This window comes from Paracoccus spongiarum (assembly GCF_030732095.1).
Lineage (GTDB): Bacteria > Pseudomonadota > Alphaproteobacteria > Rhodobacterales > Rhodobacteraceae > Paracoccus > Paracoccus spongiarum.
Genome location: NZ_JAVAMQ010000010.1, coordinates 1 through 16,941 on the forward strand (window position 1 = coordinate 1; position 16,941 = coordinate 16,941).

The 16,941-nt window shown below is 68.6% G+C and carries 14 protein-coding genes and 3 pseudogenes; 8 read left to right on the forward strand and 9 right to left on the reverse strand.

Features of this window, described 5'->3' with window-relative positions; genetic code table 11:
• The 4 genes and pseudogenes from Q5Y72_RS11760 to Q5Y72_RS11775 all read left to right on the forward strand — a co-directional run.
• Positions 1–273 (forward strand): annotated as a pseudogene (locus Q5Y72_RS11760) (hypothetical protein); the annotation flags it as partial.
• The gene (locus Q5Y72_RS11765; RefSeq protein ID WP_305963620.1) at positions 239–889 is read left to right on the forward strand and encodes a hypothetical protein; all 651 of its coding nucleotides are present in this window, start codon (positions 239–241) and stop codon (positions 887–889) included. The pseudogene Q5Y72_RS11760 and the gene Q5Y72_RS11765, both read left to right, overlap by 35 nt.
• A gap of 11 nt (positions 890–900) precedes the next feature.
• A pseudogene (locus Q5Y72_RS11770) lies at positions 901–2,091 on the forward strand (DEAD/DEAH box helicase); the annotation flags it as partial.
• A 157-nt stretch (positions 2,092–2,248) separates the two neighbouring features.
• Positions 2,249–3,034, forward strand: a complete 786-nt coding sequence (locus Q5Y72_RS11775; RefSeq protein ID WP_305963621.1) for a hypothetical protein — start codon at positions 2,249–2,251, stop codon at positions 3,032–3,034.
• Between the two features lie 878 nt (positions 3,035–3,912).
• On the opposite strand, the pseudogene Q5Y72_RS11780 reads toward Q5Y72_RS11775, so the two are convergent.
• The 4 genes and pseudogenes from Q5Y72_RS11780 to Q5Y72_RS11795 form a co-directional block, all read right to left on the reverse strand.
• Positions 3,913–4,281: pseudogene (locus Q5Y72_RS11780) on the reverse strand (integrase core domain-containing protein); the annotation flags it as partial.
• 130 nt (positions 4,282–4,411) lie between these two features.
• Positions 4,412–6,637: a glycine--tRNA ligase subunit beta gene (gene glyS / locus Q5Y72_RS11785; RefSeq protein WP_305963622.1), complete on the reverse strand. Its 2,226-nt coding sequence runs from the start codon at positions 6,635–6,637 to the stop codon at positions 4,412–4,414.
• Positions 6,637–7,116, reverse strand: coding sequence for a DUF6446 family protein (locus tag Q5Y72_RS11790; RefSeq protein WP_305963623.1), 480 nt, complete (start codon positions 7,114–7,116; stop codon positions 6,637–6,639). The genes glyS and Q5Y72_RS11790 overlap by 1 nt, the downstream gene beginning before the upstream one ends.
• Entirely contained in the window at positions 7,113–8,036 is a 924-nt protein-coding gene (locus Q5Y72_RS11795) for a glycine--tRNA ligase subunit alpha (protein WP_305963624.1), read from the reverse strand. The genes Q5Y72_RS11790 and Q5Y72_RS11795 overlap by 4 nt, the downstream gene beginning before the upstream one ends.
• A gap of 119 nt (positions 8,037–8,155) precedes the next feature.
• On the opposite strand from Q5Y72_RS11795, the gene Q5Y72_RS11800 reads away from it, so the two are divergent.
• Together Q5Y72_RS11800 and Q5Y72_RS11805 are read left to right on the forward strand one after the other, a co-directional pair.
• Positions 8,156–9,526, forward strand: a complete 1,371-nt coding sequence (locus Q5Y72_RS11800) for a peptidoglycan-binding domain-containing protein (protein WP_305963625.1) — start codon at positions 8,156–8,158, stop codon at positions 9,524–9,526.
• Positions 9,523–10,029 carry a GNAT family N-acetyltransferase gene (locus Q5Y72_RS11805; RefSeq protein ID WP_305963626.1) on the forward strand — a complete coding sequence of 169 codons (507 nt, stop codon included), beginning with the start codon at positions 9,523–9,525 and terminating at the stop codon, positions 10,027–10,029. The genes Q5Y72_RS11800 and Q5Y72_RS11805 overlap by 4 nt, the downstream gene beginning before the upstream one ends.
• Here the strand turns inward: Q5Y72_RS11805 and Q5Y72_RS11810 are convergent.
• From Q5Y72_RS11810 to Q5Y72_RS11825, 4 genes are all read right to left on the reverse strand, one after another.
• Positions 10,026–11,477: a TrkH family potassium uptake protein gene (locus Q5Y72_RS11810; RefSeq protein ID WP_305963627.1), complete on the reverse strand. Its 1,452-nt coding sequence runs from the start codon at positions 11,475–11,477 to the stop codon at positions 10,026–10,028. The two genes, Q5Y72_RS11805 and Q5Y72_RS11810, sit on opposite strands and share 4 nt — an antisense overlap.
• A gap of 131 nt (positions 11,478–11,608) precedes the next feature.
• Complete coding sequence (locus Q5Y72_RS11815; RefSeq protein WP_305963628.1) at positions 11,609–12,574, reverse strand: methyltetrahydrofolate cobalamin methyltransferase; 966 nt, start codon at positions 12,572–12,574, stop codon at positions 11,609–11,611.
• Between the two features lie 28 nt (positions 12,575–12,602).
• Positions 12,603–13,484: a methylenetetrahydrofolate reductase gene (locus tag Q5Y72_RS11820; RefSeq protein ID WP_305963629.1), complete on the reverse strand. Its 882-nt coding sequence runs from the start codon at positions 13,482–13,484 to the stop codon at positions 12,603–12,605.
• Positions 13,485–13,489: 5 nt separating this feature from the next.
• Positions 13,490–13,786, reverse strand: a complete 297-nt coding sequence (locus tag Q5Y72_RS11825) for a virulence factor (protein ID WP_305963630.1) — start codon at positions 13,784–13,786, stop codon at positions 13,490–13,492.
• Between the two features lie 205 nt (positions 13,787–13,991).
• On the opposite strand from Q5Y72_RS11825, the gene Q5Y72_RS11830 reads away from it, so the two are divergent.
• Positions 13,992–15,113, forward strand: coding sequence for a Ppx/GppA phosphatase family protein (locus tag Q5Y72_RS11830; RefSeq protein ID WP_305963631.1), 1,122 nt, complete (start codon positions 13,992–13,994; stop codon positions 15,111–15,113).
• On the forward strand, positions 15,113–15,871 hold the full coding sequence (locus Q5Y72_RS11835; protein ID WP_305963632.1) for an RlmE family RNA methyltransferase: 759 nt from the start codon (positions 15,113–15,115) through the stop codon (positions 15,869–15,871). The genes Q5Y72_RS11830 and Q5Y72_RS11835 overlap by 1 nt, the downstream gene beginning before the upstream one ends.
• Here Q5Y72_RS11835 and Q5Y72_RS11840 read toward each other — a convergent pair.
• Positions 15,859–16,896: a helix-turn-helix transcriptional regulator gene (locus Q5Y72_RS11840; protein ID WP_305963633.1), complete on the reverse strand. Its 1,038-nt coding sequence runs from the start codon at positions 16,894–16,896 to the stop codon at positions 15,859–15,861. The genes Q5Y72_RS11835 and Q5Y72_RS11840 overlap by 13 nt on opposite strands.
• Positions 16,897–16,941: the final 45 nt, after the last annotated feature.

Here is a 16,941-nt window from a genome sequence, read left to right on the forward strand (position 1 = left end):
GGGCTCGAGCTGCCGGGGATCGTCGACGAGGTGATCACCATGGCCGAGCTGAAGGCCGATAGCGGCGATCCCTACCGCGCCTTTGTCTGTCAGACGATTAACCCGTGGGGTTTCCCGGCCAAGGACCGTTCCGGCCGCCTCGGCCCGGTGGAAGAGCCGCATCTTGGCCGTCTGATGGACAAGATCCGCGCCCCCGGCACGCCCGCGCCCCGTCGCCTGACATTCACGCCGCCCGCTGATGGCGCGGCCGATCACCCCCATCCGCAATCCTGATCCGCAAAGGAGACACCCCCATGGGTTCCTCGACTTCAACGACGCCCAGTCCAACACCAACCTCATCCCCAAGGGCACGCTGGCCAAGGTGCGCCTGACGATCCGCCCCGGCGGTTTCGACGACGCGTCGCAGGGCTGGACGGGCGGCTACGCCACGCGCGGCTCGACCGGTGCGGTGTACCTCAACGGCGAGTTCACCGTCACAGAGGGTCAGTACGCCCGGCGCAAGATCTTCACCCTGATCGGTCTCTACAGCCCGAAAGGACCGGACTGGGCCAACATGGGCCGCAGCATGATCCGCGGCATGCTGAACTCGGCGCGGGGGATTTCCGACAAGGACCAGTCCCCGCAGGCGCAGGCGGCTCGGCGGATCAACGGGCTTGGGGATCTGGATGGGATCGAGTTCCTCGCCCGGATCGATGTCGGCACCGATGCCAGCGGCGATGACAAGAACGAAATCCGGAGCGCGGTGACGCCGGACCATCGGGATTACGCCCAGCACATGGGGCTCGCCGCGCAGCCCGGCTACCACCCGCCCGCGCAACCCGCGCAGCAACAGACGGTCCAGCAACAGCCCGCGTCGCTGGTGCCGGGTCGGCCCTCCTGGGCGCAGTGAGGGCCTGACCCATGCGCCTTCGCCCCCGTCAAAGCCTCTTCGTGGAGCGCAGCCTCGCTGCGCTCTGCGATCACGGCAACACCCTCAGCATCGCCTCGACGGGCTTCGGCAAGACCATCGCTCTGTCAGCGGTCGTCGCCAAATCCCTCGAGGGCAGCGATGCCAAGGCCTGCATCCTCGCGCATCGCGACGAGCTGACCGCGCAGAACCGGGCGATGTTCGGCCAGGTTGCGCCTGAAATCACCACTTCCGTCGTCGATGCCGAGGCCAAGAGCTGGGCCGGGCGTGCGACCTTCGCCATGGTGCCGACCCTCTCGCGGCCGGCCAATCTGGCGGCGATGCCCGCGCTCGACCTTCTGGTCATCGACGAGGCGCATCACGCCGTGGCCGACAGCTATCGCCGGATCATCGACCATGTCCGGGGTGCCAATCCTGCCTGCCGGATCTTCGGCGTCACCGCCACGCCCAGCCGGGGCGACCGCAAGGGGCTGCGCGAGATCTTCGACAATGTCGGCGACCAGGTGCGGCTGGGCGAACTGATCGCCTCGGGCCACCTTGTCCCGCCCCGCACATACGTCATCGACGTGGGCGTGCAGGAACAACTGCGCGCTGTGCGCAAGAGCGCTGCCGACTACGACATGACCGAAGTCGCGCAGATCATGAACCGCGCGCCGGTGACGGACGAGGTCGTCCGGCATTGGCAGGAAAAGGCGAGCGAGCGGCCGACCGTGGTCTTCTGTTCCACCGTGGCCCATGCCGAAAATGTCGCTGCCGCCTTCAATGGCGCAGGTGTTTCGGCGGCCGTCATCCATGGCGATCTCGATGCCGGCACGCGCCGCCGCATCCTCGCCGCCTATGCCTCGGGCGAAATCCGGGTCATCGTCAACGTGGCCGTGCTGACCGAGGGCTGGGACCATCCGCCCACCTCCTGCGTCGTGCTGCTGCGGCCGAGTTCCTACAAGTCGACCATGATCCAGATGGTCGGGCGGGGCCTGCGGACAGTGGATCCCGAGGAACATCCCGCTGTCGTGAAGACCGACTGCATCGTGCTGGATTTCGGGACATCAAGCCTGATCCACGGCACGCTGGAACAGGATGTCGATCTGGACGGCAAGACCGAGACCGGTGAGGCCCCCACCAAAACCTGCCCGGCCTGCGAAGCGGAGATCCCGCTCTCTGCCACCGAATGCCCACTTTGCGGCGAGGTTTTCCCGCGTGAGATTGCCGAGACGGTCGAAGGCGCGGACGCTACCCCGCTCTCGGGTTTCATCATGTCCGAGATCGACCTTCTGAAGCGGTCAAGCTTCGCATGGGTCGATCTGTTCGGCGATGATGCGGCGCTGATGGCCAACGGCTTCAATGCCTGGTGCCGTTCTGATGCTGGACTACAATCACCGTCCCACCATCGCCGAACGCGTCAACGCTGCCATCGATGCCGCGCTCATCGCCGAGCGCGAGGCCACGCCGCCCCGAACCTATCTTGGCGCATCCCGGCTGGGGCATGCCTGCGAGCGCGCCTTGCAGTTCGAATTCGCGGGCGCGCCAAAGGACGATGGCGCGGATTTCGGCGGCCAGACGCTGCGGATCTTCGAGATCGGCCACCAGCTCGAGGATCTGGCCATCCGCTGGCTGCGCGCGGCCCGGCTCGACCTTTACACCCGCAAGGGCAATCGCCCCGATGGCGAGCAGTTCGGCTTTTCCGTCGCGGGTGGGCGCATCCGGGGCCACGTCGACGGGATCATCGCCGCGGCACCTGCGCCGCTGGGCATCGGCACTCCGGCGCTCTGGGAATGCAAGACCATGAACGCGAAGAACTGGCGGGCCTGCGTCAAGGACGGGGTCGCTGTCGCCAAGCCAGTCTATGCCGCGCAGATCGCGCTCTACCAAGCCTACATGGAAGTGGCGATCTCTAGCATCTCGGCCAATCCGGCGCTGTTCACTGCAATCAACAAGGACACGGCCGAATTGCACCACGAACTGGTGCCCTTCGACGCAGGGCTCGCGCAGCGCATGTCGGACCGGGGCGTCCGGATCCTCCAGGCGACCGACGCGGGCGAGCTTTTGCCTCGCGTCGCCACCAATCGTGACTTCTTCGAATGCCGCTTCTGCCCATGGGCCGCGCGCTGCTGGGGGCTGCCCGGATGAGCAACGCGCCCGTCGAGCCGCCCGATCCACCCCAGACACTTGAGGATACGCCCATGACCGCCGGTCACGAAGACCGCTCCGCACCGCCCGACGCATCGACGGGGAATCTGGTCCATTTCAACCCTTGGCGCGATTTCAACGATGCCGCCCCGATGGCCGATGTCTTCGGCGACGAGCCGGACCCCGAGCAGATCACCCAGTTCATGGAGGTGGTCTTCGGCTACTGCGACGGGCTGATCCCGGTGCGCAGTTTCATCGACAAGGGGCAGGGCATCGACGGCCGCCCGCACAACATCTGGCTGGATGCCAATGCCGCTGCGGCCGGGAAGATGGCCACCTTCGCCACATGGGCGTCGCGCGAGGGGGCCGCAGTCTATGTCATCCCCGGCACGGTCGCCGCAGTCGGCCATGCCAAGGCGGCGGAAATCCTGCAGATGCAGACCGTGGTCGTGGACATCGACAGCGGTGACATCGCGGCCAAGCGCGCCCATCTGGAGCGCCACCTCGGGCCTCCGACCATGGTCGTGGAAAGCGGCGGTGTCACGGCCGAGGGGCAACGCAAGGCCCATGTCTGGTGGAAACTCACCGAGCCCTCCGAGGGCAGCGACGTCGCGCGCGTCACGCGCCTGCGCGGCGACATTGCCGCCAAGGTTGGGGGCGACATGCATTTCCGCTCGGCCCACCAGCCGATCCGGGTGGCGGGGTCGGTCTATTACAAGAACAACCTCAAGACGCAGGTCCGGATCGTCGAACTGAACGCGGGCCTCGAGCGGGATCTGGCTGAATTCATCGAGGCCGTGGCCGACATGCCTCCTGCACCCGGCATCAGTCTGGCCCCGGATTTCGCCACTCCGGGTTTGAGTTTTGCCGGTCTGGGCGGGTTGGGCAACGGGGGCTGGCGCGGAGCTTTGCGGATTGCGCGGCGTCAGGCCCCGTTGCGGGGCGAAGGTTCGGGCAAACTCGGCTGGGGTCTGCCAGCCGAGGCGGGAGTGGGGCCGTTCGGTGTTATAGTCCGTGCGCCAGGCTGTCAGCGTGACGCGGGCGTGATGCAGGGACGGGAACAGGGTCTCGTTCAGCAACTCATCGCGCAGACGACCGTTGAAGCTTTCGATGAAGGCATTCTGGGTCGGCTTGCCTGGCGGGATGTAGTGCCAGTCAAACTTGCGATCATCCACGAACTTCAGGATCGCGTTCGAGGTGAACTCGGTTCCATTATCGCTGACCACTGTCTGGGGCTTGCCGCGGACATCTCCGTCTGATGACCAGCAGCAGGCGGCCTGACGAAAGACGAGGGGTCAAAATTCGACAGCGATGCCCCCACTCGAGGGGCCGGAATTGCGTCGCGAAACACGGGCAGGCTGCAATCCGGCCTTCTCTCTATCCTTCGATGCGGGTGAAATCCGCGATCTGGCGGCCCACTTCGCGGATGCGGGACAGAAGGTTCAGGCGGTTGCGGCGCAGAATCTGGTTGTCGCTGTTGACCTGTACGGTGTCGAAGAAGGCGTCGATGGGGGCGCGCAGGGCCGCGATTGCGGTCATGGCGGCGGGGAAGTCTTCCTGTGCCATGGCCTGCCTGATCGCCGGTTCGGCGGTGTCGAGGGCGGCAAAGAGGGCGCGTTCCGCGTCGGTTTCGGCGAATTTCACGTCGGCGCCAAAGCTGTATTCGACGCCGTCCCTGTCCTCGGCCTGGGCCAGGATATTGCCGGCGCGCTTGAGGCCCTGGGTGAGGTTCTTTCCGTCCTCGGTCGCCAGCATGGCGTTCAGCGCGGTGGCGCGGTTCACCACCAGCACGAGGTCGTCATTGCCGGGCTGGGCCAGCACGGCGTCGATGATGTCATGGCGGATGCCCTGATCGCGCAGATGGACCTTGAGGCGGTCGTGGAGGAAGGAGAGGAGGTCGGCTGACATGTCTGCCGCCCACTGTTCGTGCCTGCCAAGTGCCTGAACGCCCGAGTCGGGATCCATCGGGACCATCCTCGCCTCGACGCGCATGCGCGCTTCGCTTGCGAGGTCGTCTGGCAATGTCTCGCAATCGGCAGCTTGCGTCTCATAACCACGCATTTGCACTTGGCCAAACAGAGTTGCGATGTGTGAGAGTGCAACTTGGGCGAGATCAACCTTGGCCCCAGTCGAAAGGACCAACCGGATCACGCCCAGCGCTGCCCGCCGCAGCGCAAATGGGTCTTTTGACCCGGTGGGCTTCTCATCAATCGCCCAGAAACCTGTCAGCGTATCGATCTTGTCGGCCAGGGCAACGGCCACCGACACCGGCGCGGTCGGCACGGCGTCGGACGGACCCAGCGGCGCGTAGTGGTCGCGGGCGGCGTCGGCAACGGCGTCCGGTTCGCCCGCTGCAAGCGCGTAGTAGCGGCCCATGATGCCTTGCAGTTCTGGGAATTCACCGACCATGGCGCTGCGCAGGTCCAGCTTGGCCAGACGCGCGGCGCGTTCGGCCTGATCGGGGTCGGCCCCGACCAGCGGGGCGATCTCGCGCGACAGGGCCGCGATGCGCTCGATCCGGTCGGCCTGTGATCCCAGCTTGTTGTGGAAAGTCACCGATTTCAGGCCCTCGGCCCAGCCCTCCATGCCCGATTTCGCCTCGCGCAGGTCGTTGTCCCAGAAGAAGGCGGCGTCCGACAGGCGGGCGGCCAGGACGCGCTGGTTGCCGGCCAGGATTGTTGCGCCGTCGTCCGGGGTCTCGATATTGGCGACCGTGACAAAGCCCTCGATCCGGCCGGTCTTGGGGTTGCGGGCCGAGAAGAACTTCTGGTGTTCTTTCATCGAGGTCTGCAGCACCTCGGGCGGCAGGTCGAGGAAGCGGTCCTCGATCACGCCCATCAGCGGCACCGGCCATTCGACGAGGCCCGCGACCTCGGCCAGCAGCGCCTCGTCGGGAACGATGTCCCAGCCGCGCGCGAAGGCGAGGTTGCCCATCTGCTGGCGGATCGCGGCTTCGCGTTCGGCGGGGTCCAGCATGACGCGGGCGCGGCGCAGTTTGGCGGCGTAGTCGTCAAAGCCGGTCACGGTGAAGGCGTCGGGCGCCATGAAGCGATGCCCGCGCGTGGTGTTTCCGGCGGCGATGCCATCGATCTCAAGCGGCACCACGCGGGCGCCCGCCTCGTCAGTCAGGATGCAGAGGATCGCGTGCAGCGGGCGCACCCAGCGAAGCGACCCGGCGCCCCAGCGCATCGATTTCGGCCAGGGAAAGTTGCGGATCGCGCGGTCCAGCACCTCGGCCAGGATCTCGGCGGCGGGGCGGCCGGGCTTTTCGATGGTGGCGAACCAGACCTGCCCCTTCTTGTCGTCGCGCGCCTCAAGCTGGTCGCGGCCAAGACCGGTTGCGCGCAGGAAGCCCTCGATCGCCTTTTCGGGGGCGTCGGTGCGCGGGCCCTTGCGCTCTTCGCGGGTGTTGGGGCTGCCGGCGGCCAGACCCTCGACGGTCAGGGTCAGGCGGCGCGGGGTCGAGAAGGCACCGGCGCTGGCATAGGTCAGGCCGGCCTCGACCAGCCCCTCGGTCACGAGGCGTTTCAGATCATCGCGGGCGCGGGCCTGCATCCGGGCGGGGATTTCCTCTGAAAAGAGTTCGATCAGCGCATCGGGCATCAGTCCATCACTCCGCGTTCCGGGGTCTTGTCGTTGAATTGGTGCCAGCCATAGGCGCGGCCGTCGGGATAGACGGCCAGCACGCGATCCACGTCGGGGCGGATCTCGGACTGGCTGAGCACGGCGCGCGCGGCGCCGCGTTCCAGATCGGCCCCGATGGCGGCCGCGTCGAAGCAGCCGAACCAGTCGGGGGCATTCAGGGGCGTGGCGCCGTCGAAGGGCAGGGTGTCGGCGGGCAGCGGCGCGTCCAGGCGGAAGCACGCCCGCCAGCGGATCGGAGAGCTGTCGGCGTCGATGCCCTCGAAGCCTGTCGCGATCAGGGGTTGCGGGCCGGACGCGGTCTGGATCAGCACCGTCGCGGCCGGATCGCCCGGTTCGATGCGGTCATAGAAGCCGTATTGCTGCGCATACCACACGCCGGCGCCCGCCGCCACGGTGACGAGCCCCAGGCAGACGATGGTGATCCGGCCCCAGTTCACGCCGCGACCCCGGCAGCTTCTGTGGTAAGGAACAGATCGGCGCAGCCCTTGGCCAAGGCCCGCACACGGCCGATATAGGCCTGACGCTCGGTCACGCTGATCACACCGCGGGCATCCAGCAGGTTGAAGATGTGGCTGGCCTTGATCGCCTGGTCATAGGCTGGATGAGCCATCGGGATGCGCCGCCCCGCGCCATCCTCTGCTGCGGCGCCAAGGATGCGGGCGCATTCGGCCTCGGCGTCGCGGAAGTGCTGGAACAGCATGTCGGTATCGGCCTGATCGAAGTTCCAGCGCGAATATTCCTGTTCGGTCTGGCGAAAGATGTCGCCATAGCTCAGCGGGATCGGCGCGGCGGGGTCATTGAAGGGCATGTCCATCACATGTTCCACGCCCAGCACATACATCGCGAGCCGTTCCAGCCCGTAGGTCAGCTCGCCCGAGACCGGCTTGCAGTCATGGCCGCCGACCTGCTGGAAGTAGGTGAACTGGCTGACTTCCATGCCGTCGCACCAGACCTCCCAGCCAAGGCCCCACGCGCCAAGCGTGGGGCTTTCCCAGTCGTCCTCGACAAACCGCACGTCATGGATCATCGGGTCCAGCCCGATGGCGCGCAGGCTGCCCAGATACAGGTCCTGCAGGTCCGGGGGGCTGGGCTTGATGATGACCTGATACTGGTAGTAGTGCTGCAGCCGGTTCGGGTTCTCGCCATAGCGGCCATCGGTGGGGCGGCGCGAGGGCTGGACATAGGCGGCGGCCCAGCTTTTGGCGCCAAGGGCGCGCAGGGTCGTGGCGGGGTGGAAGGTGCCGGCGCCCACCTCCATGTCATAGGGTTGCAGCACCGCGCAGCCCTGTGCGGCCCAGTAGGCTTGCAGGCGCAGGATCACCTCCTGAAAGCTGCGGGGTCGGTTGGGGCTGGTCATCGGGCCGTCCTTCCGGATAGATCAGGTCAAGCTTTCGCGCCTTCTAGGCGTGGCATCGGACAGGGTCAATAAAGGCCCGGAGGCGCAGGGGCCCGGGGTGCCCCGCAAAGGAGACCGGAATGCGGCGATTGGCTTTCTTCGTTCTGGCGGCCGGGCTGCCGGTGGCCGCATTGGCACAGGACGCGGTGATCCGCATCGAGGCGAAGCGCGGCGGCGAGGCGGCCGCCGAGGCGGCGTCGGCCTGGTCGTCGCGGTTCGACAATGTCGTGACCTTCCCGCTGGCGCGGGGCTGGGTGGCGATCGGGCTTGGCCCGCTGCCGCCCGCCGAGGCCGAGGCGCGTCTGGCGGCGCTGAAGGCCACGGGCCAGGTGCCGGGCGACAGTTTCGTGGCCGTGCCCGGCGGCGACGTCGTGCTGAGCCCGGTGGCTGCGGCAGCCGCCCCGACCGAAGCCGGCGCCGAGGCGGCCGAGGCTCCGGCGCAATCCACATCCGAGCCCGAGACGGTCACGACCGAGGACATCGCGATCACGATGGATCCGCCCCAGCCTCCCGCGCCGGCGCCGGGGACGCATATCCGCCTGCAATCGCTGCAATCGCGCCCCGAAGCCGAGGCCGCCTTGCAGACCTGGCGCGAGAGATTTCCCGAGGCGGGGCTGTGGGCCGTGCCCGGTGGCTGGTATGGCGTCACGCTTGGCCCGCTGGACGACGCGACCGCGCAGGCCTGGCTGGCCGCCTTCAAGGCCAGCGGTGATGTCCCGCGCGACGCCTTCACCACACCCGCTGCCGACCTGGGCGAGGCGATCGACGCGGGATCGGCCCCCGACCTGCCCGCGGCCGAGCCGGCGGCCGCGATGCCGCCGCTGGACGAGGTGCAGCGCGCCCTGCGCTGGTCGGGGCATTATGGCGGCGATATCGACGGCAAGTCGGGGCCGATGACGCGCGAGGCCATCGCCCGTGCCGTCACCGCGCTGCGGCTGTCACCCGACGAGGGTCTGGCGATGCGCCGGCTGATCGACAGCCGCGCCGCCTGGCGCGACGCGATGGGCCTCAGCACGCTGGAGGACGAGGCCACCGGGTTGTCGCTGATCGCGCCGATGGATCGGCTGGAATTCGACCGGGCCGAACGGTCGCTGTCGATCTATGGCCCGAAGGACGGTTCGGGCGCGGCGCTGATCCTGTTCAGCCAGAAGGGCGGGCAGCAGGAATTGCTGGACCTTGCCGGGCTGGTCACCGCGCTGGGCTGGGTGCCGCAGCCGCAACGGACCATCGAACAGGGCCGGGTCCGGCTGCAGGGCGCGAATGACGATCACATCGGCCATGCCGAGGGGTGGGTGCGCGATGGCCGGGCTGAGGGCTTCGTGCTGATCTGGCCGGCCACCGATGCCGGGAACCAGCCGCGCGTTGCCGCCGAAATCTCGGAAAGCCTCGCGCGCTTTGCCCCGGCGGGCAACGAGGCCGGGATGGACGCGGCCCTTCCCGTCACGCCATGACGGCCGGCGCGGCGCGCCTGGACGGCGGCGCAAGGCTGGACCCCGCCGATCCGCGTGACCCGGCCGCCCTCGACTGCCTTGCCCGCTATTACGCGGAACTGGCCAGCCGGTTCGCGCAGGGCTTCGACGTCTCGCTGTCGCGTGACCCCGAGGCCGGGGCGATGCTGCCGCCGCGCGGGCTGTTCCTGATTGCATGGGCGGGCGATCTGCCGGTCGGCTGCGCGGGCCTGAAGGGGCTTGGGCCGGGCGAGGCAGAGGTCAAGCGCCTCTGGGTCGCGCCCGCCGCCCGCGGGCAGGGGCTGGCGCGCCGGCTGATGGCCGCGCTTGAACAGCACGCCGCCGGGGCGGGCATCACCCGGCTGCTGCTGGATACGAACAGCGCGCTTGGCGAGGCGCTGGCACTCTACCGCGCGACCGGATGGACGCCGATCGCGCGTTACAACGACGATCCCTATCCCGACATCTTCCTGGAAAAGCGCCTGCCCGGCGTGCCTGTCGGCTAGGCCCGCCAGAAGCGCGGCAGCAGCAGCACCAGCACCGAGACCAGCTCCAGCCGGCCCAGATACATCCCGAAGATCATCAGCCACTTGGCCGCGGTCGGAAATTCCGCGATCGAGCCGTTGGCGGTGATCTCGGGTCCCCAGGCGGGGCCGACATTGGCGATCGCCGTCCAGGCGGCGGTCAGCGCGGTGCGCGGATGCAGCCCGGTCAGCGCAAGCCCGACGATCAGCAGCCCGAAGCTGAGGACGAACAGCGTGAAGAAGGCCATCACGGAATCGATCACCTCCTTCTCCAGCGGCCGCCCCTCGTAGCGCAGCGGATAGACGCGGTGCGGCGAATGCATGCGGCGCACCTGCGCGCGAACCGCCTGGAACAGCACCAGATAGCGGAAGACCTTGACCGAACAGCCCGTCGATCCGGTGCATCCGCCGATCAGCGCGCAGACGATCAGCACCGCGAAGGGCAGATGGCCCCATTCCAGCACGTTGGTCGAGGCAAAGCCCGTGCCCGAGAAGATGGTGATGGTGTTGAATACGGTCTCGCGCACCACTTCCAGCGGATCGGCGTCCTGGTGCATGTAGAGCAGGCGATAGATGACGATCACCGCGCAGGCATAGAAGATCCAGCGCAGATAGGCGCGGATCTGGCTGTCCTGCCAGATCGGCACGAAGTTCCCGCGCATCGCCTGCACCATGCGGATGAACGGTATCGAGGCCAGCACCATGAAGACCGAGGCCGCCCATTCCGGCCCGCCCAGATAGGCGCCGAAGCTGGCGTCATAATTCGAGAAGCCGCCGGTCGAGCAGGTCGTCAGCGCGTGCACCACGGCGTCGAAGCCGTTCATGCCCAGCATGATGAAGGTCAGGATGCAGGCCGCCGTCATCAGGATGTAGACGCGCGTCATCTCGGCCGCGATCTCGCCCGCGCGGGGCAGCACCTTGCCCAGCGTGTCGAACCCTTCGGACCGAAAGAACTGCATGCCGCCGACCTTCATCACCGGCAGGAACACCATCGCGACCACGACGATCCCAAGCCCGCCCGACCATTGCAGGATGGCCCGCCACAGATGCGTCCCCTTGGGCAGGTCGTCCAGCGCCGGAAAGGCGGTCGTGCCGGTGGTGGTGACGCCCGACATGGCCTCGAAATAGGCGTCGGTCAGGCTGGCGCCGGGCTCGCCCAGCACGAAGGGCAGGGCGCCGAAGATCGGCAGCACCGCCCACAGCCCCGAGGTTATGAGAAAGGCCTGCTGGATGTTCAGCGAGGTGTGGTCGCCGCGGGTGGCCACCGTCATCAGGAGCCCCATCACCACCGTCAGCAGCCCGCATTGCAGGAACAGCACCCAATGGTCATTGCCATCCCACCAGTCGACCAGCATCGGCAGGGACATTGCCGCGCCGAAGGCTATGACGATCTTTCCGATCGGGTGGACGACGGGGCGCAGGTCAATCATGCAGCCTGCTTGCCGCGCCCCCGCGCGCCGGTCAAGCGCCTCGCGCGGCGCGGGCCGTGCGGCGTGCCGGGGTGGTGCCGGAATGTCCGCCACCGATCCCGCGCCCGGCGCCGGCCCCGCAACTCCGGGCTTCAGCCGCGCCCGCGACGGCCGCCCCGCCTGCCGCCGCCCGCGCCCGAGGCCATCGCCGCGCGGCTGGCTTCGGCAAAGCCGGCACCCTGCGCGACGGCATCGACGACACGCGACAGGCGGATCCATTCGGCGCCGTTGGGGTCGTGATCCATCAGCAGGTTGGCGGCGCGGATCGCCTCCATCTCGACCAGGCGGACGGGGTTCATGATGGCGCTGGTCATGCCCGCGCCTATGGCCATGGGCAGGAAGGCGGCGTTCACGCCATGCCGATGCGGCAGGCCGAAGCTGATATTGCTGGCGCCGCAGGTGGTGTTCACGCCCAATTCGTCACGCAGCCGCCGGACGAGGGCAAAGACCTGCCGGCCCGCGGTCGCCATCGCCCCGACCGGCATTACCAGCGGATCGACCACGATGTCATGCGCGGGGATGCCGAAATCGGCCGCGCGCCGGACGATCTTGCGGGCCACCGCAAAGCGGATGTCGGGATCCTCGCTGATGCCGCTGTCGTCATTGCTGATCGCGACGACCGGCACTTTGTATCGGGCCACCAGCGGCAATACCAGTTCCAGCCTGTCCTCTTCGCCGGTGACGCTGTTCACGAGGGGCCGGCCCCGCGCGGTCTCGAGCCCGGCCTGCAAGGCGCCCGGGACCGAACTGTCGATGCACAGGGGCACCTCGACCAGCCCCTGGACCAGGTCGATCATCTGGCGCATCAGGGGCGGCTCGGTCAGGTTGGGGTCGGGATTCGAATTGTAGACCACGCCGGCATTCACATCGAGGACCATCGCCCCGCAGGCCACCTGTTCCAGCGCGTCGCGCGTGACGGTCGAGAAATCGCCCGCCTCCAGTTCGGCCGCCAGCTTCTTGCGGCCGGTCGGGTTGATGCGCTCGCCGATGACGCAGAACGGCTCGTCAAAGCCGATGGTCACGGTCCGGGTGGCGGATTCAAGCACGGTGCGGGTCATGGGCGGGCCTTCCGGGGGGCGGGGAAACTCATCGGGCGCGGGCGGCGGACAGCCAGCCGGTCGCCGCCGCGATGCCGCCAAGCGGAAAGAGATGCGCGGCCGAGATCGGAAAGTCGGGGTCATCGGCGCGGGCCTCGGCCAGCTCGGCGACGAAATCGGTCGGCTGGTAGGGGACCAGAAGCTTGGTGACATCGCGGGCGCGGCGCTGCAGCACCCGCAGGCTGGGACCGACGCCGCACATGATGGCGAATTTCAGCATGGTCTGCAGCTTTGCCGGGCCGGCCACGCCGATGCGGATGGGCATGTCGATGCCGGCGGCGCGCAGCCGCCTTGCCCAGGCGATGACCGGCTGGGCCTCGAAGGCGAACTGCGTGACGATCTGCATCCGGGCATCGGTGCGGGCCGCGAAATCGGCCTTCCAGCGCAGGGCGCGCATGACCTCGGCCTCCCCGCCACCCGGGTCGATGTCGCGGCTGCCCTCGGGGTGGCCGGCCACGAACAGCCGCCGGAATTCGCCAAAGAGGCCGCTGTCCAGCAGTTGCATCGAATCGCTGAAGGCCCCGCGCGGCGAGGACAGCCCGCCGCCCAGCAACAGCGCGCCCTCGGCGCCGCCGTCGCGATAGGCGGCGACCCATTCGGCCAGCATCGCGCGGTCCGCAACCATCCGCGCCGGAATATGCGGGACCGGGCGGAAACCCTCGTGCGCGAGCCGGGCGACTGTGGCCTGCATGGCCTCGGCCGGGGTGCCGTCGATATGGGCCACGAAGACCATCGTTCCGGCGGGCAGATGGTCGCGGAAGTCCGTGATCCCGGCGGCCGTGCGCGGCATCACCTCGATCGAGGCGCCGTCGAGAAAGGCGGCCATCGCGGCCGTGTGATGCGGGGGGGATCGAAACTGCATCAGCGCCATCTTTGTCAGCCTTGCGTCATCCGGGGATCGCGTCCGCCCGCGGCGGCCAGCGCGCGCAGGCGGTCGGGGTCGTATTCGGCCTCGATCCGCGCGGCCAGCACGGCCGCGCTGTCCGCCTCGGCCGACCGGCGCCGCCACTGGGCGAGGTAGTCGTCGGTTCCGGCCAGCCCCGCGGCCATCGCCGCCCGGTCGATCGCCGCCTCGAAGCGCGCATCAAGGTGGACGCGCAGGGCCGAACGCCCCTTGCCCTCGAGGACCTGCGCGGGGATGTCGCGCCAGAACACCACAGTCAGCCTTGCCATGCGCCCGCCTTCCGCCCGTCCTCCGGTTATGGCATCACCTGCCGCGGCCGATGGTCCGGTTGCGACCATGCCCGCGGTGGTTTGCGACCCGCGCCGGCCCGGCCGGGCTGGACAAGCCATTTCAAGGCGCTGGCCCGCGCGGGTCTTGATTGCGGGCGACCGGCGCGTTACCTTTTCATCAACTTGTCATCGGAGGGCGTGTGTTATGACGCCCAGGCGTCCGGCGGGTGCGGACGCGTTCCCGAAAATTGCGGTAGAGCCGTCGGACACCCGCGAACCCGAGGAGGGGGCGCTTTATGCGGCCCTCGATCTCGGCACAAATTCGTGCCGGATGCTGATTGCGCGACCGCGCGGCAGTCAGTTCCAGGTCATCGACAGCTTTTCCAAGCCGGTTCAGCTTGGGCAGGGGCTGGAAGCTTCGGGGCGGCTGTCCCGCAGTTCGATGGCGCGCACCGTTCACGCGCTGCAGGTCTGCCGGCGCAAGCTGGACCAGCACCGGGTCGGCAACATGCGGCTGGTCGCCACGGAGGCCTGCCGGCGGGCCCGCAACAGCCGCGATTTCCTGCGCACCATCCGCCGCGAGACGGGCCTGCCGGTCGAGATCATCAATGCCGAGGAAGAGGCCCGGCTGGCGGTGATTTCCTGCGCACCGCTGGTCAGCCAGACCACCGAGACGCTGATGGTCGTCGATATCGGCGGCGGCTCGACCGAACTGGTCTGGATCGACCTCGAGGATGTCGAGCCCAAGGAACGCTCGCGCGCGATCATGCGGCTGTCCGACGGCTTTGCCAATCCGCAGCCGGGCGGGGCGCGGGTCGTGGACTGGATCTCGGTGCCGCTTGGGGTGGCAACGCTGCGCGACCAGTTCTCGGATGTCGAGGATGACGAGGGCCGCTTTGCGCTGATGAGCTGGTATTTCGAGGAGATGCTGGCCGATTTCGCGCCCTATGCCGACGGCGCGCCGGATGAGGGGTTCCAGATCATCGGCACCTCGGGCACGGTCACGACCGTCGCCGCCAGCTTTCTGGGCCTGCGCCGCTATGACCGGACCAAGGTGGACGGGCTGGAAATGACCAGCGACCAGATCGACCGGGTGATCCACTCCTATCTGCAACTGGGCCCCGAAGGTCGCCGCGCCGATCCGCGCATCGGTCGCGAACGCCACGCCCTGATCATGTCGGGCGCGGCAATCCTGCAGACGCTGATGCGGGTCTGGCCGACCAATCGGCTGTCGGTCGCGGATCGCGGTCTGCGCGAGGGCTTGCTTTATGCCCAGATGGTGCGCGATGGGGTGCTGACCCCCGACGGGATGAACGGAGTAGCGTGATGAATGGCAAGGGACCGGGCAGCCGCGCCGGCAAGTCCAGCGGGCGGGGCCAGCGCGACTTGCGGGTGCGGGTCAAGACCGCCAAGGGCCGCAAGCTCAGCAGCAAGCTGTGGCTGGAACGCCAGCTGAACGATCCCTATGTCGCCCGCGCCCGCCGCGAGGGATTCCGCGGCCGCGCGGCCTTCAAGATCCTGGAACTGGACGACAAGTACCGCTTTCTGGTGCCGGGCGCGCGGGTCGTCGATCTGGGCTGCGCCCCCGGTGGCTGGTGCCAGGTCGCGGTGGGCCGCGTGAACGCGCTGGGCGAGAAGCAGGGCAAGGCCGTGGGCCGGGTCGTCGGCGTCGATCTGCAGGAGGTCGATCCGATCGCCGGGGCCGAGATCCATCAGCTGGATTTCCTGTCCGAAGGTGCGGACGATCTGGTCAAGCAGTGGCTTGGCGGCCCGGCCGATGTGGTTATGTCCGACATGGCGGCGGCCTCCTCGGGCCACAGGGGCACCGATCACATCCGCATCGTCGCCCTGGTCGAGGCGGCGGCGCAACTGGCCTTCGACGTGCTCGAACCGGGCGGAACCTTCGTGGCCAAGGTTCTGGCAGGCGGCGCCGAGACCGAGATGCAGGCCATGCTCAAGCGGAATTTCGACCGCGTGGCCAATGTGAAGCCGCCGGCCAGCCGCAGCGATTCGTCCGAGAAATTCGTGGTTGCCCAAGGGTTTCACGGCCGCGGCATCGCCGCGGATCCCGATCAGCAGGGCTGAGCGCGGAACGCCTCGGGGGTGCGGCCGGTGGCAGCGACGAAGGCGCGCGTGAAATGCGTCTGGCTGGAATAGCCCGCCTGCCGCGCGATCTGCGTCGTGGGCAACCGGCCCTGCCGCAGCAGGCCGGCGGCGCATTCCAGCCGCAGGTCATGGATCAGTTCGATCGCCCGCCGGCCACGCGCGGCCAGGCAGGCGCTGTCCAGCGCGGCGGTTGCGCAGTGCAACTGTCCGGACAATTCGGCCAGCGACAGGCAATCGCGCAGCGAGGCGCGTGCGAGGGTCAGGAACCGCTCGACAAGGTCGCGGTCGCCAGTGCGGATCTGCGGCGCGGCGGCGGGTGCCCGTTCCGGGTCCAGCGTCGCGAGGCAGCGCGGCAGCAGCGCCGCCAGGTCGGCCGTCCTGCCGGCATCCCGCGCCCCCGAGGCCGAGGCCAGCGCGGTCAGCAGCCTCAGAAGATGCGCCGCCTGCGCGCCGACATGCGCCGCAAGGCCGGCGGCCGGCAAGCCCGCCAGCGCCGCGAGATCGGCGGGGATCAGCGCCACATGGCCGCGCGCATCCTGCATCGGCAGCGCCGCGAAGGCAGTCCCGGCGGGGATCAGCCGCAGGTCACCCGGACGCAGCGTCTGGTGGCGGCGCGGGTAGTCCAGTTGCAGCCGCCCCGAGGTCACCCAGATCAGCGCATGATCGGCGCGGGTCCGTGGTTGCGGCGGCAGGGCGCGGCTGCCCCAGATGAAGGTGGCCAGGGGCAGCATCCGCAGCGGGACCGGCGGCGGCGGCGTCCGCAGGCTGCGCAGGGCCGGGCGCTGCGGGGCAGGCATCCGGATCGCCGGGGGCGCGCTGCCGGGCACCGCGGCGTCGGGCATCGCGTCGGGTGCAGGTCCCGCAACTTCGGGCAGGTCGGCAGCGATGGCGGTCTTGCAGGGCTGGCTGGCCGTTGTGACGGGCGGGCGGGGCTGAACATGGCGCAGCCTGCTGGGCGAGAAGGGAAATTCAGGAAAGAAATTGCTGTTGTCAAAGACCGACATCGAACCACCCGACCCTGCTCCGCCCCGACGCCCCTGTGCCTGTCG